Source organism: Streptomyces xylophagus (assembly GCF_000716435.1).
Classification (GTDB): Bacteria; Actinomycetota; Actinomycetes; order Streptomycetales; family Streptomycetaceae; genus Streptomyces; species Streptomyces xylophagus.
The window spans coordinates 168,523-189,386 of sequence record NZ_JNWO01000017.1 but is presented as its reverse complement, the minus strand read 5'-3'; the positions used below and the strand labels follow the sequence as shown (position 1 = coordinate 189,386).

The window sequence follows — 20,864 nt, the reverse complement described above, 5'->3', positions numbered from 1 at the left end:
CTGAATTGAACGCACGCGGGCGTCCGTAAGAGATCACTCTTTATCGGCACGCTCGATCGTGCCTGCGCGTTACAGGGATCGGGGAGAAGTGGTAGCGGAACCTGAGGACCGGTCGGGGCCGATTGCGGGCGTCTACGAGAAGCTGATCACCCGCAGTATGCGATCCGAGCTTGAGCAGTACGAAGCTGCGGGTTGGAAGGCCATCGATGCTGAGGTCAGTACCGAATCCGCTCCCCATGTCCTTGGTCGGTATGTGGGCGAAGCTGTCAGGCATCGGCTGAGTCAACTGCCCGTGGGCGACCAGGTAGCCATTGCCAACAAGATCCTCGCGTCCCTGTCCTCAGGTGAGTCCGACCTGAGCGAAGCAGAGGCTGTAGGCAACATCATCGAAGGCCCGCGCCAGCTACTCGCACTCGCCAAACAGGAGGCACCAGGTGCCTACTCCCTGCGCCCACTGACTCCCCTCTCCGAGACCTCACTCATCACCAACGCCCCCGAAGACCCCAGTCTGGGCTCGGAATTGAGGGCGGAGCTGGCCACCGCAGACCGTATCGACCTGCTCTGCGCGTTCGTGAAGTGGTACGGCCTCCGCGTCCTGGAGAGCTCTCTCCGCGAGGCCGCCAGGCGCGGCGTGCCCATTCGTGTTATCACCACGACGTACATGGGCGCTACGGATCGGCATGCCCTCGACCGTCTCGTCCAAGACTTCGGCGCCGAAGTGAAGGTCAACTACGAGACCCGTTCGACTCGACTGCACGCCAAGGCCTGGCTGTTCCGTCGCCGTAGCGGCTTCGATACCGCGTACGTAGGCAGTTCCAATCTGTCCAAGGCCGCGCTTCTGGACGGGCTGGAGTGGAATGTACGCCTGTCGTCCGTTGCAACACCGCATGTCCTGAACAAGTTCGAAGCTAGCTTCGACTCATATTGGAACGACATGACCTTTGAGACGTACGACCCGGGGCGCGATGCCCGCAAGCTGGATGAGGCACTCGGCGTGGCGGGCAACTCAACGTCCAGCCAGGACTCCAAAATCAGCCTCTCGGGTCTTGAGGTTCGACCGTATCCGTACCAGGCAGACATGCTTGAGCGACTGCACGTCGAACGTGAGGTCCGCGGCCATGATCACAACCTGCTCGTTGCCGCGACCGGAACGGGCAAGACCGTCATGGCCGCCCTTGACTACCGCAATCTCCATAGGACGTGGGGCGGCAAGCAGTGCCCCCGACTGCTGTTCGTGGCACATCGCAAAGAGATCTTGAAGCAATCGCTACGGAAGTACCGCGAAGTACTCGATGACGCGTCCTTCGGTGAACCGCTCTTCACGGGCGAGCTGCCGCGCGACTGGAAGCATGTCTTCGCTAGCGTTCAGTCGCTTACCGATCAACGACTTGACCAGTTCGACCCTGAGCACTTCGACATCATTGTCATCGACGAGTTCCATCACGCCACCGCGTCGACGTATCGCCGAGTGCTCAAGCACTTCAAACCGAAGCAACTTCTTGGCCTGACTGCCACCCCGGAGCGGGCTGATGGGCTCAACGTGCAGGACGAGTTCTTCGATGGCCGGATCGCCGCCGAGATGCGACTGTGGGAGGCCCTCGACAACGACCTCCTCTGCCCGTTCCACTACTTCGGCATCCCTGACGGTACGGACCTCACCCGCCTCAACTGGCGCTCTGGGACGTACGACCAGAGCCAACTTGGCGAGTTGTTCTCCGCTGACCACGCACGGGCCCGCATTGTCATCAAGCAGGTGCGGGACAAGGTGTCCAACCCAACGGAGATGCGGGCACTCGGCTTCTGCGTCAGCAGGAAGCACGCTCACTTCATGGCGAGATGCTTCCAAGAGGCCGGCCTGAAGGCCGCAGCCCTGGACAGCGAGTCGAAGCCGGAGACCCGCGACCGGGTCCTATCGGAACTCAAGGCAGGCGAAATCCAGGTCATCTTCTCCGTGGACCTGTTCAACGAGGGCTTGGACATCCCCGACGTCGACACACTGCTGCTACTCCGCCCGACGAGCAGCGCAACCGTCTTCCTTCAGCAACTCGGCCGAGGTCTGCGCCGTACACCGGACAAGCCCGTACTCACTGTGCTCGACTTCATCGGCCAACATCGTGCCGAGTTCCGATTCGAGGAACAGTTCCGCGCGATGACGAACCTGTCGCGCAATCGACTCCTTGAGCACGCCGAGCACGACTTCCCGCTGCTGCCGTCCGGTTGCCAGATCATCCTTGAAGGCAAGTCCAAGGACCTCGTACTAGACAACATCCGCACCCAGATTAAGGCGAACGTCCAGACCCTCGCTACGGAAGCCAGGGCCTACGGGACACCACTCCTCGCCGACTACCTCCGCGAGAGCCGCCGCGAAATCAAGGAACTGTACAAGTCCAGCAACTCCTGGACAACAGTCCTGCGCCGTTCCGGCCTAGCCGACCTACCTGAACAGGCAGACGAGGAAGGCCTGTTGAAGCGCGTCCATGCCTTCCTACACGTCGATGACCTCGAACGCGCAGAGGCCTACACCCGCCTACTGAGCGATGACGCCCCGTCATACGAGACTCTCGACCCAAGGGACAAGACCTACGCACGCATGCTCTTCTTCAACCTCTGGGACAAGGCCGGTGGCTTCAGCTCCTACGCGGACGGACTTGATTCACTCCGCGAACAGCAAGCCCTTCGCAGCGAACTCCGCCAGGTTCTCAAGTACGTGATGGGCCAGGCCGATCACTTCCCCATCCCCCTGGAAGGTCCGCACGCGCATCTCCCCTTGAAGGTCCACAGCGCGTACAACCGCTCAGAAATCTTGGCCGCACTCGGCGTCGCCCGCCTCGGCGGACAGATGCCTGGTTCCTTCGCGCAGGGTGTCTTGTGGGACGAGCCGAACAAGACCGATGCGCTGCTGATCACGCTCGAAAAGAACGAGAAGGACTTCTCACCCACGGTCCGATACAAGGACTACGCGCTGAGCCCCTCCCTGTTCCACTGGGAGTCACAGAGCACGACCGCGGACACCTCGCCCACGGGCCTTCGCTACCAGCAGCACTCCCAACGGGGCAGCCACGTACTGCTGTTCATGCGGCGCTACAAGGACACGGACACGGGCAAGGCCCAGCCGTGGATGCTGCTTGGCCCAGCGACGTACACCGAGCACATGGGCAGCAGGCCGATGGCCATCACCTGGCAACTACGTCACGAGCTGCCTGCGGACGTGTGGTCGTACTCGACCATCAACGCGTAGCGAACGCTGACGCAGGTCTTCGAAGTTGAGCGATCTAGGCCTCACAGCTCAACTTCGAAGACCTCGTTACGCACGCCGCCTCAGAGTTGAGCCACGATCGACTGACTCAGTACAAGGCCGAGCAGTGCACTAGCTGACCGGCTGCAACGGGTCGCGAATTATCTCCCCAGCCCGCTGGAGAAATCCGGCATAAGCCGTCACCATCTCATTTCTAGCCCGTTCAGAACTGGCCCAGCCTGCGTTCTGATCCGCGGGACCCTCAGCCGCCACCCGAAGCAAAGCACCTACAGCGCCCGTCGCTTTCCTCATCAACGCATAGGCCAATTCGCTTGCCTCCTGCGGCCCCCACAGCGCCAACTGACTCGTTTTGTCTTGGAGCGCGAGTGCACTCTCACGCAACTCACGACCTGTCGCCTCACCAAGCCTGGCCCCATTTTGCACTTCAGGTGTGATACGCGCGAGTATCTCATCAAGTGAGGCATAAGCCGCAAGAAGAGCGGCAAAGGACTGATGTCGCTGGCTGCGCACCCATTGCCAGTGCTCCACCGCCGCCTGCCCATGCACCTGCGCTAGCGCTGCCTCAACCGCCTTACGACCGCCAACCTCAGCGCCACGCTTGGCATAAATCCCAGCGATCACGGCACCTATGACTGCGGATATGAAAGCGATAACGCTTGCGATGATCGTCCCCGTCGTCTCACTCATCGCACCATCCTCGCCGCAGCCAGGAGCGACTACAACGCAGCACGACTAGGTCTACGTCAACTGGCGCCGTCCATAAAGGCGGAACCGATTAACCTCACTCCATGACGACGAGCGTGTCCGGGTTCCAACCCGGCGAAATCCTTACGCGTGCGGAGATCCATCCCATACTCGGCGGCAGCGGCTTTGCCGGGATTTGTCCGGCCAGAGAGAAGCAAAACGTCCTTATCTTCTCGGACAGGAAGATTGGCGAACGTTTCGGATATCACGATGGCTGGCTCGCCGAGGATGACGATCTGGGGCCGGTGTTCACCTATACCGGAGTCGGGAAACAGGGCGACCAGGTCTTCAAAGGCGGGAATGCATCGATTCTGGAGCATGTAGATAAAGGGCGCACTTTGCACTTATTCATTGCCGTAGGAAAGGTTCCAGGAACCGATACCCGGACCCACAGGTACATCGGGAAGTTCAGGATTGACGAACGGAATCCGTTCGAGATACGTGAAGGAAGGGACGAATTAGGCGATGCCCGTAACGTCATCGTCTTCCGACTGCGCCCCATCGGCACCTATATCCGATTGGCATCCGACACACTTCAACCGGCACCCGCACCTCGATCTCGATTCAATCGGAAAGCAGGTCGCCTCACCCGGATGGTTCGCCGCCAGAGGCGACAGCGACAACCGCAAACTGATGCCACTCGCGTAGCGGAAGCCCGAGACGATCTGGCGGACACCTTCGAGGAATCCGAGTCCGCGGCCGGCCACAGCATCGGCCAGATGGAGTTGTCGATGCGCGACTCGACATCACATCTCATCTTCGAACTCTTCAACCAGACGAACAACACCGTGTACGAACCAGCAGGCAGCACAGCAAGCGAGTCGATCGCTCAGGCCATCTCCCAACTCCTGCTTGCCCGGCACTACTTGGGTGAGCTCAACCAAGTTCACCCCTTCCATCTCATGGTGCTTGCACCAGCACTCCCCCGACAGGACCTCCGCGACCTACTCGCCGCAAACAGGATCGGCCTCGTGTACCGCAACGAAAGCGGTGGCTTCTCGGAGTACGAGGGAGGCGCCTCCATCTTCCCCAATGCCTCTCGAGCCTCGCGCTGCCTGGATTGCCCTCTGCCCGCCTGAAGAAGACGCAGGCACCAGCCGCACTTTGTTTGCCTACTGAGTTGCTCGCTCCAGCTGGGCTTCAAAGTGCCGCTGCGCCTGGTCGATGACCTCATCGGGGTCGCAACCATGCGCTCGAAGCCAGTGCAGAAGATCGGAGATGGCATCGATCGCCGCCGCCTCCGTCGCTACCGCCCGCAATCGACTGGGCCGATGTCCACCGCAGCGCCCAGCGGGCATGTTCAGCCCAACGGCAAACTCGCACCAGGTCACCTTTCGATCGCCACGGAGCTCTACACCCCAACGATCAGTGGTGGCCGTTACGAGAGCCATACCTCGCCCCGTTTCGGCATCGTCGGTTGCGTCGATAAGCGTCGGTAGGGAGCGGGGGTCGGGGTCGTGGACCTCGACACGCAGGTGGGTGCCGTTCATGGAGACGGCGAGGGTGGTCGGCGTACCCACACCCACGTGAGTGATCACGTTGGCAACAAGCTCGCTCACGCAAAGCTGGACCGCGTCGGTCAGTTCCTGCAGGCCCCAGATTCTCAGGTGGATGCCCAACACCCGCCGCAGCCCTGCCACTTCCTCGGGCTTCGCCAAGAAGGGGAGTTCCCACGCCTTCCTCGGTGTGCACGTTGCGCAGTCCATGCCCCAACCCCTCCACCTGCACAGCAGGTTGCGATGCGTAACTCTCTTCACACCTAGAGTTGCACTGGAACTCTCAAAATGGAACTCTCATTTCTGGTGAGGAGGAGCGCGCGTCAGCATCGCGCGCCCCCGGCGCGCGCAGCCTTGCCGTCCGGCTCGTACAAGCAGCACGATCTGACAGATCAACATGAAAGGCTGAAACTATGCCAGTTGGACCCACCACGCGCAGGCGCCAACTGGGCGCAGACCTGCGCCGACTCCGCGAATCCAAGGGCTTGACCCTGGAGGAGGCAGGCGCTCGCGTCGGCATCTCAAAGGCGACGCTGAGTCGCTACGAGACGAAGGAGGGCACGGTCAAGTGGCCGGCCGTTGATGCCCTTTGCCGCGAGTACGGAGCCTCCGATACAGAGCGCCTCGCCCTCGTCGAGCTAGCCAAGGGCGCCAAGATCCAAGGCTGGTGGCGATCACTCGCCGACCCCATCCCCGAGTCCATGAACCTCATGCTCACGCTTGAGGACGAGGTCGTACGCGAAGACCACTACGCGTGCATGTACATCCCCGGGTTGCTCCAGACTCGCGCCTATGCCGAGGCAGTTCATCGGGCGTCGGAGGTGGAGTGTCCGGACCGCGAAGTGCAGCACATGGTCGACATCCGCATGAAGCGCCAGGAACTCCTCGAGCGAAAGGAACCACCGCACATCTGGTGCGTAATCGATGAGGCAGCGCTCCGTCGCCAGGTCGGTGGTCGCGAGGTCATGCGAGAACAACTCGGGCGTCTACTCGCCCTGGCCGAACGTCCTCACGTCACCATCCAAGTGCTCTCCTTCGCAACGGGCGCGCACGCAGCGGCAGTTGGCAGCTTCGCTGTCCTCCGCGGTCCAGCTCCAGACCTGGATGTGGTGTACGTGGACCTACTCAGCGGCGGCCTGTTCATGGAGAAGCCACAAGAACTGAGGCGTTATAGGTTGGCGTTCGAGTACCTCAGCGCACAGGCACTCGATTTTGAGTCCTCTACGGACATCATCAACCGCATAAGCAAGGAGTTTTGATGTCGGCGCCCTCGACGCACCAGTGGTTCAAGTCTTCGTACAGCGGAGGCAGTGGGACAGAGTGCGTCGAGTGCGCCCGCACTAGGGATGGGGCCCTGATACGCGACTCGAAGAACCAAAGCGGTTCCTCGGTTGCCGTCCGCAGAGAGTCCTGGCTCATATTTACTCTGGCCTTGCGGGACAGCGAGATGTTGCAGCTCTGAGGGACACGGCATCAAGCATGCCGCCCCCACTGCCCCCGATGAACGACATCCACCACACCCCTCCGCCGTTCCGCGACCCGCCCACTCTGCTCGGGAACATCCTCAGCCCGGTACCCCACCGTGATCCCACCGATCGGGTCGTACTCGTCCGGCACCCCGAACTCCGCCCGGAACGGCTGCAGATGCTCCGGCATGATGCCGAAGAAGCAGGCGCCGAGGCCTTCGTCGACCGCGGTCAGGAGCATCAGCAGGGAGGCCATCCCCGTGTCGATGTACCAGTACGGCGCGGGCCAGCGGGCTTCGGCGCGGTCCTCCCAACCCTTGTCGGGTTCGGCGTAGCGCTCCAGGTATGCCGCCTTGTGGGCCAGGGGTACGACGACCAGCGGGGCATCCTGCATGGTCGGGGTGTTCTCGACCCGGGTAGGGACGAACGGCCAGAAGCGGACGCGGTCAGCCGGGTCGGTCAGGGCGAGGAACGCCCAGCCCTGGGAGAAGCCGGCCGAGGGGGCTCGTAGCGCGGAGGCGAGGATGCGCTCGATCACCTCCGGGGTCAGCGGCTTGTCGGAGTAGTGACGGATCATGCGCCTGCGACGGACCACCTCGGAGAATTCCATGGCGGCAGATCCTGTCACGAACTCGCCGATCATCGGGAGCTGTTGATCCGCCAATCGCGCCCCGCGCGCCCAGGTACGCTGCGTCACCCGTCACCACGACTTCCCCTGGTCGATACCAACCCCCAACCCCCACTGTCCCGTTACGCACTTATTGCACAAGAGATCTTCACCATTTCCGACCTGAGTTCATATGATGCGGAGATCAACAGGCCCGGCCAAGGGGAGACTTGGGCGGGCCTCTCAGGTTCCTGTGGGGGTTTCATGCGTATACGCGTTGCGGCTGCCGTTGTCTCCGGTAGCGTCGTTCTGTCCGCGCTCGCGCTTCCGGTGACCGCTCAGGCGGCGGAGCGTACGGGGGCGGCGGCGGAGCTAACCTCCTTCGCCTCCAAGGCCGTTCAGCCGAGAGACTCGCTCGGCAACACCAAGTTCTCGCACGCTGTCATCAACGGCGGCAAGGACATCGTCCTCGGTACCACCGGCACGAAGACCGTCACCGTGACGTACACCGCCACGGACCAGAACGGTGTCGCGCTCACCGAGGCGTTCCTGTGGCAGGGGACCGACAGTTCGACCACGGACGGGATCACCGGTGGGCTGGGGACGGACGACGACCCCGACTGCACGGAGACGGCGACCCAGGGGACCTACACCTGCAAGGCTGTCTTCAACATCCACCCCGCCACCGACATGAAGGACAACGGTGTGGCCGGGACCTGGAAGTTGTTCCTGGGGGCCTGGGACCTGTACGCGAACGCCAGTTACAACGACGACGTCGCCACCGCCTCGATCAAGAAGGCCTCCACACTGACCGCCGACGCCACGCCCGAGCCGGTCAAGAAGGGCAAGACCATCACGGTCACGGGCAAGCTCGCCCGCGCGAACTGGTCGACGGGCAAGTACGCGGGGTACGTGTCCCAGCCCGTGAAGCTGCAGTTCCGCAAGAAGAGCAGCAGCACCTACACCACCCTCAAGACGATCAAGACCAACAGCACCGGCGTTCTGAAGACCACCACCAAGGCCACGGTCGACGGTTACTACCGCTATGTCTTCGCCGGCACCGCGACCACCGCCGCGGCGACCGCGCCTGGCGACTTCGTCGACGTCAGGTAAGCAGTCCTCCAGCCTCCAGTCTCGAACCTCCAGCAGCACCGCACGTCAGCACCTCGGTGCCGGGTCGCCATGTATCACCGCGCCCGGCACCGCGCCATTTCCCCAACCCCGCACCGCCGAGTAAGAGATCTACGTGAACCGCCGGGAGGCCCTCCCGCCACTCCCGATCCCGTGTGTACCGTCCTCCCTTGTGTTGATCGGTGATCACTCAACTACCGTTCTACGCGCGAAGATTCACCGCAGTAAGCGACATCCGCAGCACCCGCACCCCCTGTTCACTCCACCCCCCACTCATGGATTCCCCCCACTTCACGGAGGTTCACCGGATGCCCAGTCTTGGCAAGTTCACGTCACGCCGTAGGTTCACCACGGCTCTCACCGTGTTCGGCATGCTGGCCACGGGAGCGGCCGTTCAGGCCGCCACCGTCACCCCCGCCGCCGCGGCCACCACGCACCGCGTCCTGTTCGACGACGGGCACGCCGAGGAGGCGGGGAACGCGGACTGGATCATCTCGACGAGCAAGCCCGACCCGCTGTCCCAGGACTCCTCCCCCTCCTCCGACAAGGACTGGACCGGGGCGTTGTCGTCGTGGGGCATCGCGCTGCAGAAGACCGGCGACTACAGCCTCAAGACCGCCACCAGCGCGCTCACTTACGGGGGTTCGTCGGCGAACGACCTGTCGAACTTCGACACGCTCGTGCTGCCCGAGCCGAACATCAAGTTCACCACCGCCGAGAAGACCGCCATCATGAAGTTCGTGAAGGCCGGCGGCGGGCTGTTCATGATCTCCGACCACACCGGGTCCGACCGCAACAACGACGGGTACGACGCCGTCGAGATCCTCAACGACCTGATGACCAACAACAGCGTGGACAGCGACGACCCGTTCGGGTTCTCGATCGACTCGCTCAACATCAGCTCGGGCTACCCGAAGGCCATCACCGACAGCAGCGACCCCGTGCTGCACGGCTCCTTCGGTACCGTCACCAAGAGCCTGATCGCCAACGGTACGACGGCCACCCTCACGCCCGCCGACAACTCCGCCGTCAAGGGCCTTGTGTACCGCAGCGGTTACTCCGGCAACACCGGTGCCTTCTTCCTGGCCAGCACCTACGGCAGCGGCAAGGTCGCCTTCTGGGGCGACAGTTCGCCGATCGACGACGGCACCGGCCAGTCCGGCAACACGCTCTACGACGGCTGGAACGACACCGGCGCCACCAACGCCGCCCTCGCCCTCAACGCCACCGAGTGGCTCTCCTCTTGAGCCACTGAGCACGGGCACGGGCACGGGTATGGATCGGATGCGGGCCGGGGAAGCACACACCCCGGCCCGCATCCACCTCTACACCACTACGTCCCTACGCCACGGCGTCCCTACGTCGCTGTCCCCAACTCCGGTAGTCCGCGCCCGCGTTGGCGGACGACCAGCGTCCAACCGACCGCCGCGACCGCCGCCAGCGCGAGCACCGTCAGCATCCCCGTCGTATGCGATCCGGCGCTGTCCGCCGCCCTCGCCACCGGGTTGGGCAGGCCGAGGCGGTCCGCCAGCCAGCCGAGGGCCGCCGTGGCGGTGATCAGCGCGCCGGTCACCCGCAGCACGGGCTGCACCCGCAGCCTCGCCAGTACCAGCAGCGACGGCAACGCCAGGCAGACCAGCAGGAGTTGGACCAGCTCGATGCCCAGGTTGAAGGCGAGGAGGCTGGTCGCCAACTGGCCTGTGGACAGGTGCATTTCGGCGAGGATGAAGGAGAACGCCATACCGTGGCCCAGGCCGAAGACGCCCGCCACTATCGCCTCCTTGCCGGGGAAGAGCGGTCTGATCGCGTGCACCGCGCCCACGAGGATGCTGGCCGCGATGAACGCCTCCACCGGTCGGCCGGGGATCTCGAAGCGGGTGAGGGCGGTGGCGGCCAACGCGACCGAGTGGCCGACGGTGAACGCGAGCGTGATGCGGCCGATGCGCGTGAGTGCGGCGCGCGGGCCCGCCAGGCCGCCGTTCCAGCGTCCGCCGGCTGCCAGCAACGGTGCGGGCAGCAGCAGGATGAGCAGGAACAGGAGGTGGTCGGTGCCGGTCAGGATGTGGTTGGCGCCGAGTTGGAGCATGGCCACGAAGCCTCGCCACGCGCTGCCCTTGCCGAGGTCGACCGTCAACGGCGGGACCTTCATGTGCCGGACGTCGAGGCGGATGGTGCCGACCTGCGTGGCGCCGTCGCCGGTGACCCGGCCGGCCGCCCAGTCCTGACGGACCGACACCAACGTTATGTGGGTGACGACTTGGTGCACGATCACGTCGTAGTCGAGGGTGAAGTGGCGTACGTCGGCACCGGCGGGTGGGGTCAATACCGCCCTGGCGACCAGCTCGCGGTACGGGCCGGTGGAGGTCTGTTCGGTGCGGCTGAGGCTCAGGGCGCCGATGGCGACCTGCCAGGCCTCGCCTTTGAGGGTGGTCGGGTGGATGTGGGCGGCGAGGTAGGTGCGGATCGCCTGGGACTTGGTGGCGAGGGCGGACGACTTGACGGTGTTGAGGTCGATGCCGCTGGCCGTGGTGAAGTCGCCTACGGGCAGGGCCAGTCGGGCGGTGACCGAGTCCTTGTACACGTCGAGCTGGACCACTGAGTGCGGCATCGGGTGCGCGGCGGCCGGCGACGCTCCGAGCAGGAGCGCCGCCGGTACCGCGATCGCGATCCCGGCCACCAGGCGAAGCGCTGTGGTCAGCCAAGTTCGCGGATCGGTCATGAGAAGGTGAACTCGCTGCCGTAGTCGCGGGTGTGGTCGCGGTACACGGTGTGGTAGTGGACCTTGCCCTGGAAGACGAGGCCGTTCTGGCAGACGAACTCGATCCACACACCGGGGCCGTCGATGCGCACGTAGTCGCCCTGGGTGTCGAGGGCGGTGGTGCCGGAGTAGGCGACGTAGGTCTGGTTCAGCTCATGCGCGTACGTCTTCATGAGCTGCTTCGCCGTGGCGTCGTCCACGTTGGCGATCCAGGGGTGGATGGCCTTCAGGACCAGCTGCTGCTGCTTGGGGGAGAGCGAGCTGACCTTGATGCCTTCCTTGGTCGCGGGGAACTGGCCGTCCTCGCCCGGGCCGAGGAGTACGTCGCTGAACGACTCGGACAGCTTGGCCGTGGCCAGTTGCTCCGTGCTCAGGCTGCCGGTCAGCGCGAGCATGCCGTTGCGCTGGGCCTCCAGGGGCGAGTACGTGGTGCCGTCGTCGTCGGTCCAGCTGCTGGGCTCGACACCGACGAAGAACGGGCTGGCGCCTGCCACCTTGCCCTTCTTGTAGGTCTGGTTCACGGCGAGGTGGTGGCCGCCGAAGTGCAGCTGCCAGGTGCCGGTCACCGAGGGGGTGCCGAGGAACGCAAGGAAGTAGACGCCACTGCCGTAGCCGCCCATCCCGCCGCCTCCGGTGCCGCCGGACGGCGGGGTGCCGGTCGGGACGTCGGTCGGGGTGTCGGTGGCCGTCGAACTGGCGGACGGGTCGGCCGTGGCGGACGGGTCCGCGGAGGCCGTGCTCGACGCGGTGTCCGACGGCGCCGGGCCCGCGGAGCTGGTGGCCTGTGCGGCGTTCAGCACGTCGTCGGCCTTGAGGATCTGCGTGATCTGGTCGTACCCGGTGCCCTTGCCGGTGCCCGTGGCGAGCTTCACCACCTTCATGGCGGCGGCCAGTTGAGTGTCCGTCAGGGAGCCGAGCTGGATGCCGGGGCGGCAGGTCGAGCCGCACGGGAGGTTGGACCAGGCGGTCGCGTTCGCCTGCGAGAAGTCCAGCAGCACCTCCGCCTGCTGGTCGGCGTCCAGCGTGTTCAGGAACTCGTTCGCCGCGCTGACCACGGCGCCGACGCCGGTGGCCTTCTTGTCGACCGGGCGCTTGACGCCCGCCGCCGACTTACCGGTCTGCGTGTCCGTCGAGGCATTCGCCACGGCAAAACCGCCGCCGACCAGCACAATTGCCGTGACGGCTCCGGCTATTCCACGCCAGGTCCGTCTCGTACGCACCAGACGGGTTCTTTCTTTACTCACGGACCACTCCTTCAATTCCAGAAAGATGTCCCCGCCGCATGGGCAGCACCCATCGCCGCTCGTCAGCGGGTCGCAGGCAGGGGTGAGACACGCAGGGGGCGGCGCCGGTCGGCCGCTCGCGCGATCGTTGACAAGATTATCGACGTTCTCACCGGAATCTCAATGGATGGTCACGTGGGTAAAATAAGTTTCAGGTCGCACAGCTACGTGCCATGAATTCAGAGAATTCACTTAAGCATTTGACAGGCTGCGCTTATCGCCTGAATAGGGTTTCCTGCTACCGCGTGTGAGAGCTGATCGCCGCGCACGCTAGCCTCGGTGGCGATATCCGGTCGGCCCAGTTCCCAGGAGGCACGTCATGGCCAAGGTCCCGAGCGTTCCCAGCGCGGTGGTCGCCGCGAGCGGTCTCGTCGGTGGGTACGGCGTGGCCCGCTGGACCAGGAAGCGGCAACTCGGCGGGGTCGTACTGGCCGTGGCCGGAGCCACCGCGGCGCAGCAGTGGCGGCAGCAGGCGGGCGGAAAAGCGGCCGGGGCACTCACCGCCGCGTACGTCGCCGCGTTCGCCGGGTCCCACCCGCTGGCCAAGAAGGTGGGCGCCTGGCCCGCCGTCCTCGGCGTCGCCGGCGCGGTCGCCCTCGCGTCGTGGGCGGTCGCGGACCGGCACGGGTGACTCCGTCGGGCAGCGGGACGAGTTGCCCGGTCAGCCGCGACTACGCCTGACGCTCCCGTCGTAGCAGGTCGGTGACCCGACCCAGCCACCCTCTGCGGGGCTGGTTGGCCATGTCGATCAAGAAGCGGGCTGTCTGCAGCGGGTCACGCGGGGGCCGGCCCGTTTGGTGGCGGTGCCAGTAGGCGGCCACCCGCCGCTCCAGATCGCCCAGGTCCACGTCATCGGTCCTGGACAGAACTACCGGCCCCTCCGGCCCTTCGGGGGCGGTGAGCGCCAACACGCCGCCGTCCGGTGAATACACCGCCGGGTACTCACCGTCGTCCACGTCCATCGCCTCGATCCAGTTCGTGACATGAACGTGAGACTCGAAGACGAACAGGTCCTCGTCTCGGTCGAAGACAAGCACGGTGTCGGGAGGCAGCTCCATGCCGATCACTGGTGGGCGCACAGCAAGCCGTCCGTCGGGTCCTCCCGGCGGGGCCTGAAGCAGCGGCCCACCGTCGCCGCGATCAGCGTCCCCGCCGCGATCACCAGCGTCGCGAAAGCCCACTCCAGTGGCTGTTCCGACTCGAAGGACACGTACATCAGCATCGCCGGCGGCACCGCCACGAGCAGCAACGGCCAGGCCAGGTCGTCCCGGTGGCCGAAGTAGCCCGCCAGGGACATCAGGATCACCGCGAGCACCAGCCCACCACCGGGCGCCTCGGCCGACGTCGGCACCGAACCCGCCGGGATGCACGCCACGTACGCCGCCGTCGCTGCCCCGGCACCGAGCGCGCGGGTCAGCCAGCGTTCCGGCCAGGGGCGCGTCCGCAGGGGGGTCAGCAACTTCTCGGTCATGCGTACGAGGGTTCCCGCACCGGCGAGGCCGCGACAGAGTACGCGTACTCAGATACCCGGTCTCAGCCCGAAACCCCCGCCGAAACCTCCGCCGGAGACCTCGCCCAGCCCCCGCCGAAAACCTCGCCCTACACCCCCACCAGCCTCGTCACCGTATAGATCAACAACCCCACCAACGACCCCACCACCGTGCCGTTGATCCGGATGAACTGCAGGTCACGGCCGATGTTCGCCTCGATCTTGCGGGTCGTGTGCTCCGCGTCCCAGCCTGCCACCGTGTCCGTGATCAGGGAGGTGATCTCCTTGCGGTACGTCGTCACGACGTACACGGCCGCGCCCTCGACCCAGCCGTCGACCTTCGCCTGGAGCTTCGGTTCCACGGCCATCCGCGCGCCCAGGGACAGCAGGGACGCCCGCACCCGGAGTCGTAGCTCACTGCGTTCGTCCTCGGCGGCCGACACGATCATCGAGCGTACGGACGTCCAGGCGCTGGCGATCAGGTCCTGGACCTCGCCGCGGCCGAGGACCTCGCCCTTGAGGCGCTCCACGCGCGCGCGGGTCTCCGTGTCGGACTGGAGGTCGGCGGCGAAGTCGCCGAGGAAGCGGTCCAGGGCGCCGCGGGCCGGGTGGGAGGGCATGTCGCGCATCTCGGTGACGAAGCGGAGCAGCTCCTTGTAGACGCGCTCGCCGATCCGCTTGTCGACGAACCTCGGGGTCCAGCCGGGGGCGCCGCCCTCGACCGCGTCCATGACCTGCTCGTCGTGCAGGACCAGCCAGTCGTGGGCGCGGGTGACGATCAGGTCGACGACGCGTTTGTGACCGCCGTCGGCGACGATCTTCTCCAGCATCTTCCCTATGCCGGGCGCGATCTCCTGGGCGTCGGCACGGCGGGTGATCGCCTCGCCGACGACCGCCTGGACGTCGGAGTCCCGCAGCACTGTGAGGGCGCCCCGCAGCGCCGCCGACAGTTCGGCCGTCACACGGTCCGCGTGATCCGGTACGGCCAGCCAGGCGCCGAGGCGGCTGCCGATGCCGACCGCGCGCAGACGTTGTCGTACGACCTCCTCGGAGAGGAAGTTCTCGCCGACGAACTCGCCCAGCGAGACGCCCAGTTGGTCCTTCTTGGTGGGGATGATCGCGGTGTGCGGGATGGGCAGGCCCAGCGGGTGGCGGAAGAGGGCCGTGACCGCGAACCAGTCGGCCATCGCGCCGACCATGCCGGCCTCGGCCGCCGCGGCGACATAGCCCGCCCAGGGGCCGGCGCCCGAGTTCGACGCCCATTTCGCGAGCACGTAGACGACGGCCACGAACAGCAACAGAGCGAGTGCCGTCAGCTTCATCCGGCGTACGCCGCGCTGCCTCTCCTCGTCGGCCGCGCTGAACGTGGTCATCGTGCGGCGGGACCCGTCACTCTCGGTCGCCGCCCCCAACCCCGCTTCCTTACGTTCCATCCGCTCCACCCGTTCGCCGGTACCGTGCATATTGTCCCTTCCTGACCGACTCCCGGAACGGAACAGGAGTTCCCGCTGTCACCCGAACGGGCAAAATGGCAGGGTCCTGCCACTCACCCGAGGAGATCCGTACCGCGTGACCGAGCGACGTGATGGGGGCGAGGGGGTGTCCCCCACAAAACAGCGTGCCCTGCTGACCGCGATCATCACCCTGATCGCGGTCCTTTCCGCCTGCATATACGTCGGGGCCGCCGCGGGCGACGGAAGCCGCGACGACGGGAGGAACTCCTCCGGAGCGCGGTCCCCGCACAACTCCGCCGCCCCCGCCTCGGCCGGCACCTGGGTCGGCTCCTGGGCCGCCGCCCCGGTGGCCGGCGAGGACGGCACCGAGAAGACCGGCATGGCGGGCCGCTCGGTGCGCAACATCGTCCACACGAGCGCCGGCGGCACGGGCGCCCGGATCACCCTGTCCAACCTCTACGGCCGCGCCCCGCTCACCCTCACGCACGCCTCGATCGCCGTCGCCGCCGCCGACAACAGTTCCGCCGCCGCCGAGGGCACCATGCGCCGGCTGACCTTCCGCGGCGCGACCTCCGTCACCATTCCGGCCGGGAAGCAGATACTCAGCGACGCCGTCCGGCTCCAAGTCCCGCAGAGCGCCGACATGTTGGTCACCACCTACTCCCCCACCGACTCGGGACCCGCCACCTACCACCCGTACGCACAGCAGATCTCCTATCTCGCCGACGGCGACCGCACGGAAGACGCGACCGGCACGCCGTACCGTCAACGCACCGCGATCTGGCGCTACTTGACCGCGCTGGACGTGCTGAGCGACCAGGCGGACGGCACGGTCGTCGCGTTCGGCGACTCGATCACCGACGGGTCCACCTCGACGGAGAGCGCCAACCGCCGCTGGCCGGACGCCTTTTCGCAGCGGCTGCGCGCGGCCGTGACGGACGGGCAGGACGTGCCCCGCTACAGCGTCGTCAACGAGGGCATCAGCGGCAACCAGATACTCGCGAGCCGGTCGGGCCGCCCCGCCGAGAACCAGAGCGGCCTCGTCCGCTTCACCCGTGACGTGCTCGGCCGCCCGAACGTCAAGGTCGTCGTCATCGACCTCGGCGTCAACGACGTCCTGCAGAGCGCCGACGCCGACGACATCCTCACCGGCCTGCGCACCCTGGTCCGCCGGGCCCACGCCCACGGCATCAAGGTCGTCGGCGCCACCCTGATGCCCTTCGGCGGCCACCCCCGCTATTCGGCGGGCCGGGACGCCGTACGGCAACAGGTCAACGCGGGGATCAGGAGCGGCAAGGTCTACGACGCCGTCGTCGACATGGACAAGGCGCTGCGCGACCCGTACGACCCGCGCAGGCTGGCCGCCGAGTACGACTGCGGCGACCACCTCCACCCCAACGACCGGGGCTACCGGGAGATGGCCCGCACCATCGACCTGGCGGACCTCAAGGGCGCGGTTCCGGCCCAACTGTGATCCGGCGGAGCCATGAGCAGGCGCCGCCCCTGCCCTCGCCCTCGTCGAAAAAAGACCTCAGTCCCAGTCCCGGTGCCTGCGCTCCCGCCGCTCCCGGTGTCGCTCGCGCCGCTCCTCGTGCCGTTCCCGGCGCTCCTCGTGCCGGCGCCGCATCGCCTCGCGGTGGATGTCCATGGCGTCGCGGTGGGCGTCGTCCAGGTCGGACAAGGCGTCGCGACGGGAGCCGTAGAGCTGCTTGGCCGAGGAGCCGCGCTCCAGTTTCTCCTGGCGCCGCTCCTCCTTGAGGCGTTGCCGTTCCGCGCGGGTGAGCTTGCGTTCCACGCCGACCCCGCCCCAGAAGGCGAAGCCCGTGACGATCACGCGCGGGGCGCCCGGGTCGCCCTGCACGCCTTCCTGGCTGTGGTCGAAGCCGCCCATGATGCCGATGCCGCGGACGACGACCTCGACGCCCGGCGGCACGATCACGTTCATCCCGCCCATGATCGCGATGCAGTTGATCTCGACCTCGCGGTCCGCGAAGTTCGCCTCGCGCAGGTCGATCTCGCCGCCGCCCCAGAAGGCGAAGCAGGTGAACCGCTTCGGGACCGTCCAGCGCCCCTTGCGCTGGAACCCGGACATGATGGCCACCGCGCCGGTCGAGGACCCCTCGCCGCCGACGATCCGCCCGGCCCAACTCCCGCTGTCCACCGGCTCCTTGACCATGTTCACCGGCGGCGGGGTCACGCCGGGGGCCGGCAGGTCGCGGGTGATGGGCGTCAGTTCGCCGTACGTCCGCGCCTTGTACGTCGCCTCCAGACGCTCCTCGAACTCCTCCATGTCGAGGCGGCCCTCGGCGACGGCGTCGCGCAGGACCTCGGCGACTCGCTCACGGTCGGCGTCGGATGCGCGGAGTTCCGGGACTGCGTCGTCGGTCATAAAGAGCAGCCTACGAGGTCGCTCCGCGAAGAGCTACGAGAGGCTAGGAGGCCGCTTTCTCCGCCTGTTCCGCGTACATCTTGGCGATGACCGCCTCGATGTCCGGCTCGCGCACCGACAGGTCCACCATCGGGTACTCCGCCGCGATCCGCGCGACCAGCGGGGCCGCCGACTCCGACGCCGGGAACGCCAGCCACTGGCGCGGTCCTTCGACCTTCACCACCCGCGCGTCCGGCACCTCGATCGGGGGCAACTCCCGTTCCAGGTCCACCACCAGGGTCCGCTCGCTCTCCCCCGCCTCGTGCAGCCCGGTGAGCGGGCCGTCGTACATCAGGCGGCCGTGGTCGATGACCATCACGCGGGAGCACAACTGCTCGATGTCCTGGAGGTCATGGGTGGTGAGCAGGACCGTCGTGCCGCGCTCGGCGTTCAACTCCCGCAGGAACTCCCGGACTTTGGCCTTGGAGATGACGTCGAGGCCGATGGTCGGCTCGTCGAGGTAGAGCACCTCGGGGTCGTGCAGCAGGGCCGCCGCGATGTCGCCGCGCATCCGCTGGCCGAGCGAGAGCTGGCGTACGGGGACGTCCAACAGGGCGCCCAGTTCCAGGAGTTCGACACAGCGGTCGAGGTTCTCGGCGTAACGGGCGTCGGGGATGCGGTACATGCGGTGCATCAGCTTGTACGAGTCGATCAGCGGGAGGTCCCACCACAGCGTCGTGCGCTGCCCGAACACCACGCCGATGCGGTGCGCGAGCCGGGTGCGCTCGCGGGACGGATCGATGCCGGCCACCCGCAGCCGGCCCCCGGACGGGGTGAGGATGCCGGTCAGCATCTTGATGGTGGTCGACTTCCCGGCGCCGTTCGGACCGATGTAGCCGACCATCTCACCGCGGGCCACACCGAAGGAGATCGAGTCGACGGCGCGCACCTGTCGCCGTTCCCGTTTCATGAACCCGGTCTTCTTGCGCACGTCGAAGACCTTCTCGACGCGGTCCAGTTCAATGAACGCCTGCTCTGTCACGCTCAACTCCCCGTGCTTCGGTACGACTTGAGCCCTGCCCGCCAGGCCAGCCCGGCCAGCGCGCAGAAGGCGAGTGCCACCAACGGCGACGCGAACGCAGCGCCTGCCGGCAGATCCAGCGGGTACGGCCGCCCCAACACATAGGACGCGGGCACCCAGTTGACGAAGGCGAGCGGCAGCATGAAGGTCACGCCCCGGACGAAGTCCTTGCCGAACACGGCCGGCGGATACGACAGCAGGGTGTTGCCGCCGTAGGTGAACGCGTTCTGCACCTCGGCCGCGTCCTGCGCCAGGATCTGGAAAGCCGCGCCCACCACGAACAACGCCCCGAAGATCGCCGCGCCGCAGATCAGCATCATCGGCACCAACAGGAGCTTGCCGACAGTCCAGTTGACGTCGATGTGGAGCAGCGCGTACCCCAGCACCAGGCCACCCTGGGTGATCCGGCCCAGGCGGCGCAGCGCGAACCGGTCCGCGCCGATCTGGGCCAGCACCGGTGCCGGGCGCACGAGCAGGGTGTCGAAGGAGCCATCACGGATGCGGGCGCCGAGCACGTCCATCGAGCCGAGCACCAGGTCGGAGATCCCGAACGCGGTCGCCGACAGGCCGTACAGGAAGGCGACTTCGGGCAGCGACCAGCCGCCCAGCGAATGGACCTGGGAGAACATCAGCAGGATCGTGACGAAGTCCAGGCCGGTCACCAGCAGGTTGCCGACCACGGTGATGACGAAGGAGGCGCGGTAGGCCATGCTCGACCGGATCCACATCGCGGCGATCAGTCCGTAGGCCCGCAACCCCTCGCGCCAGCGCGGCAGTTCACCGTCACCCGGGTGCCGAAGGGTCACCTCCTCACTCCTTCGGGTCGTCTCAGCCACCCTGGACCACCACCCTGCGCGTAGCCGCCGACTGCATCAGCCGCCCCGCCGCGAGCAGCGCCACCGCCCACACCGCCTGGAAGGCGTACGCGTGGAGCGGATCGGTCTTCCCCATCAGCACATCCGCCGGCATCTGGATCTGCGCCGCCCACGGCAGCGCGCGGACGATGTCGCCGAGCACGCCGGGGAAGGCGTTCAGCGGGAGCACCATGCCCGAGCAGAAGATCCCCAGGATCATCATGGCCTGGTTGACGCCCGTGCCGTCCATCAGCCAGAACACGCTCATGGCCGCCAGATAGCGGATGCCGAAACTGACGAGCACCGCCAGCAGCAGCGCGACCAGCAGAGCCGCCCAGGAGGTGACGTCCGTGGGCAGGGCCATCCGGAAGAACAGCGAGCCGAAGAGGAACGGGATCACGCCCCGCCCCAGCATCTGGAACAGCGCCCGCCCGAAGTCGCTTGCCAGCCACCACAGTTGGAGGTCGGCCGGCCGGTACAGGTCGACGGCGATGTCGCCCGTGCGGATCCGCTCCATCAGGTCCTTCTCGAACCCGCCGCCCTGGATCGCCAGCGTCGCGTACAGACACTGCCCCAGCCACACATAGGTCACCGCCTGCGCCTGGTCGTACCCCCCGAGATGCGGCCGCTCGTCCCACAGCGCCAGATACGTGTAGACGAGGACGACACCGAACACGGTGTTGGTGAACACCCCGGCGAGCGTCGCCGCCCGATAAGTCGCGTACCGTCTGAAACCGCCCGCCGCGACGGCCGCGTACAACCGCCCAGCGCCCACAGAAACCACCCTTCCACCACCCCTTGACACACAAGCGCAGGAGCCTACTGCGCAGGTGGTGACGCACGCCACGCATTTTCCGGGCAAGTGCGTGCCGATCGG

General features: G+C 66.3%; 19 protein-coding genes and 1 pseudogene. 8 read left to right on the top strand and 12 right to left on the bottom strand.

Annotation, left to right across the window (positions count from 1 at the left end):
• Positions 1-157 precede the first annotated feature (157 nt).
• Positions 158-3,238 (top strand): DUF3427 domain-containing protein, encoded by a 3,081-nt coding sequence (locus OO70_RS33440; protein WP_078651658.1) that lies wholly within the window; start codon positions 158-160, stop codon positions 3,236-3,238.
• A gap of 129 nt (positions 3,239-3,367) precedes the next feature.
• Here OO70_RS33440 and OO70_RS54800 read toward each other — a convergent pair whose 3' ends face one another.
• On the bottom strand, positions 3,368-3,943 hold the full coding sequence (locus OO70_RS54800; RefSeq protein WP_158711546.1) for a hypothetical protein: 576 nt from the start codon (positions 3,941-3,943) through the stop codon (positions 3,368-3,370).
• A 101-nt stretch (positions 3,944-4,044) separates the two neighbouring features.
• Here OO70_RS54800 and OO70_RS33435 point away from each other — a divergent pair, with 101 nt between their 5' ends.
• Complete coding sequence (locus OO70_RS33435; RefSeq protein WP_043679573.1) at positions 4,045-5,079, top strand: hypothetical protein; 1,035 nt, start codon at positions 4,045-4,047, stop codon at positions 5,077-5,079.
• Between the two features lie 33 nt (positions 5,080-5,112).
• On the opposite strand, the gene OO70_RS33430 is transcribed toward OO70_RS33435, so the two are convergent.
• A complete protein-coding gene (locus tag OO70_RS33430) occupies positions 5,113-5,706 on the bottom strand; it encodes an ATP-binding protein (protein WP_043679570.1) in 594 nt (197 codons plus the stop codon).
• 203 nt (positions 5,707-5,909) lie between these two features.
• On the opposite strand from OO70_RS33430, the gene OO70_RS33425 reads away from it, so the two are divergent.
• Together OO70_RS33425 and OO70_RS33420 are read left to right on the top strand one after the other, a co-directional pair.
• Positions 5,910-6,755, top strand: coding sequence for a helix-turn-helix domain-containing protein (locus OO70_RS33425; protein WP_043679567.1), 846 nt, complete (start codon positions 5,910-5,912; stop codon positions 6,753-6,755).
• A complete protein-coding gene (locus tag OO70_RS33420) occupies positions 6,755-6,958 on the top strand; it encodes a DUF397 domain-containing protein (RefSeq protein ID WP_043679565.1) in 204 nt (67 codons plus the stop codon). Before OO70_RS33425 ends, OO70_RS33420 begins: the two co-directional genes overlap by 1 nt.
• An 11-nt stretch (positions 6,959-6,969) precedes the next feature.
• Here OO70_RS33420 and OO70_RS33415 read toward each other — a convergent pair whose 3' ends face one another.
• Positions 6,970-7,572 (bottom strand): nitroreductase family protein, encoded by a 603-nt coding sequence (locus OO70_RS33415; protein WP_043679562.1) that lies wholly within the window; start codon positions 7,570-7,572, stop codon positions 6,970-6,972.
• A 261-nt stretch (positions 7,573-7,833) separates the two neighbouring features.
• On the opposite strand from OO70_RS33415, the gene OO70_RS33410 reads away from it, so the two are divergent.
• Positions 7,834-8,682 carry a hypothetical protein gene (locus tag OO70_RS33410; RefSeq protein ID WP_043679558.1) on the top strand — a complete coding sequence of 283 codons (849 nt, stop codon included), beginning with the start codon at positions 7,834-7,836 and terminating at the stop codon, positions 8,680-8,682.
• A 326-nt stretch (positions 8,683-9,008) separates the two neighbouring features.
• Positions 9,009-9,941, top strand: a pseudogene (locus OO70_RS33405) (hydrolase); the annotation flags it as partial.
• 116 nt (positions 9,942-10,057) lie between these two features.
• Here OO70_RS33405 and OO70_RS33400 read toward each other — a convergent pair.
• Both OO70_RS33400 and OO70_RS33395 read right to left on the bottom strand, forming a co-directional pair.
• Positions 10,058-11,419 (bottom strand): HupE/UreJ family protein, encoded by a 1,362-nt coding sequence (locus tag OO70_RS33400; RefSeq protein ID WP_051741868.1) that lies wholly within the window; start codon positions 11,417-11,419, stop codon positions 10,058-10,060.
• Positions 11,416-12,702, bottom strand: a complete 1,287-nt coding sequence (locus OO70_RS33395; protein ID WP_234337004.1) for a DUF3500 domain-containing protein — start codon at positions 12,700-12,702, stop codon at positions 11,416-11,418. The genes OO70_RS33400 and OO70_RS33395 overlap by 4 nt, the downstream gene beginning before the upstream one ends.
• Positions 12,703-13,060: 358 nt before the next feature.
• Here OO70_RS33395 and OO70_RS33390 point away from each other — a divergent pair, with 358 nt between their 5' ends.
• The gene (locus OO70_RS33390; RefSeq protein WP_043679552.1) at positions 13,061-13,372 is read left to right on the top strand and encodes a hypothetical protein; all 312 of its coding nucleotides are present in this window, start codon (positions 13,061-13,063) and stop codon (positions 13,370-13,372) included.
• Between the two features lie 40 nt (positions 13,373-13,412).
• Here OO70_RS33390 and OO70_RS33385 read toward each other — a convergent pair whose 3' ends face one another.
• The 3 genes from OO70_RS33385 to OO70_RS33375 form a co-directional block, all read right to left on the bottom strand.
• Positions 13,413-13,799, bottom strand: coding sequence for a hypothetical protein (locus OO70_RS33385; RefSeq protein WP_158711545.1), 387 nt, complete (start codon positions 13,797-13,799; stop codon positions 13,413-13,415).
• 5 nt (positions 13,800-13,804) lie between these two features.
• Positions 13,805-14,212, bottom strand: a complete 408-nt coding sequence (locus tag OO70_RS33380; protein ID WP_043679548.1) for a hypothetical protein — start codon at positions 14,210-14,212, stop codon at positions 13,805-13,807.
• A 128-nt stretch (positions 14,213-14,340) separates the two neighbouring features.
• On the bottom strand, positions 14,341-15,693 hold the full coding sequence (locus tag OO70_RS33375; RefSeq protein WP_043679545.1) for a DUF445 domain-containing protein: 1,353 nt from the start codon (positions 15,691-15,693) through the stop codon (positions 14,341-14,343).
• 106 nt (positions 15,694-15,799) lie between these two features.
• On the opposite strand from OO70_RS33375, the gene OO70_RS33370 reads away from it, so the two are divergent.
• Positions 15,800-17,158, top strand: a complete 1,359-nt coding sequence (locus OO70_RS33370; protein WP_043679543.1) for an SGNH/GDSL hydrolase family protein — start codon at positions 15,800-15,802, stop codon at positions 17,156-17,158.
• A gap of 57 nt (positions 17,159-17,215) precedes the next feature.
• On the opposite strand, the gene OO70_RS33365 is transcribed toward OO70_RS33370, so the two are convergent.
• The 4 genes from OO70_RS33365 to OO70_RS33350 all read right to left on the bottom strand — a co-directional run bounded on the left by OO70_RS33365 (position 17,216) and on the right by OO70_RS33350 (position 20,762).
• On the bottom strand, positions 17,216-18,073 hold the full coding sequence (locus OO70_RS33365) for a DUF1707 SHOCT-like domain-containing protein (protein WP_043679540.1): 858 nt from the start codon (positions 18,071-18,073) through the stop codon (positions 17,216-17,218).
• A gap of 43 nt (positions 18,074-18,116) precedes the next feature.
• Positions 18,117-19,094, bottom strand: a complete 978-nt coding sequence (locus OO70_RS33360) for an ABC transporter ATP-binding protein (RefSeq protein ID WP_043679537.1) — start codon at positions 19,092-19,094, stop codon at positions 18,117-18,119.
• 2 nt (positions 19,095-19,096) lie between these two features.
• Complete coding sequence (locus OO70_RS33355; RefSeq protein WP_051741874.1) at positions 19,097-19,861, bottom strand: ABC transporter permease; 765 nt, start codon at positions 19,859-19,861, stop codon at positions 19,097-19,099.
• 100 nt (positions 19,862-19,961) lie between these two features.
• The gene (locus OO70_RS33350) at positions 19,962-20,762 is read right to left on the bottom strand and encodes an ABC transporter permease (protein WP_043679534.1); all 801 of its coding nucleotides are present in this window, start codon (positions 20,760-20,762) and stop codon (positions 19,962-19,964) included.
• Positions 20,763-20,864 lie beyond the last annotated feature (102 nt).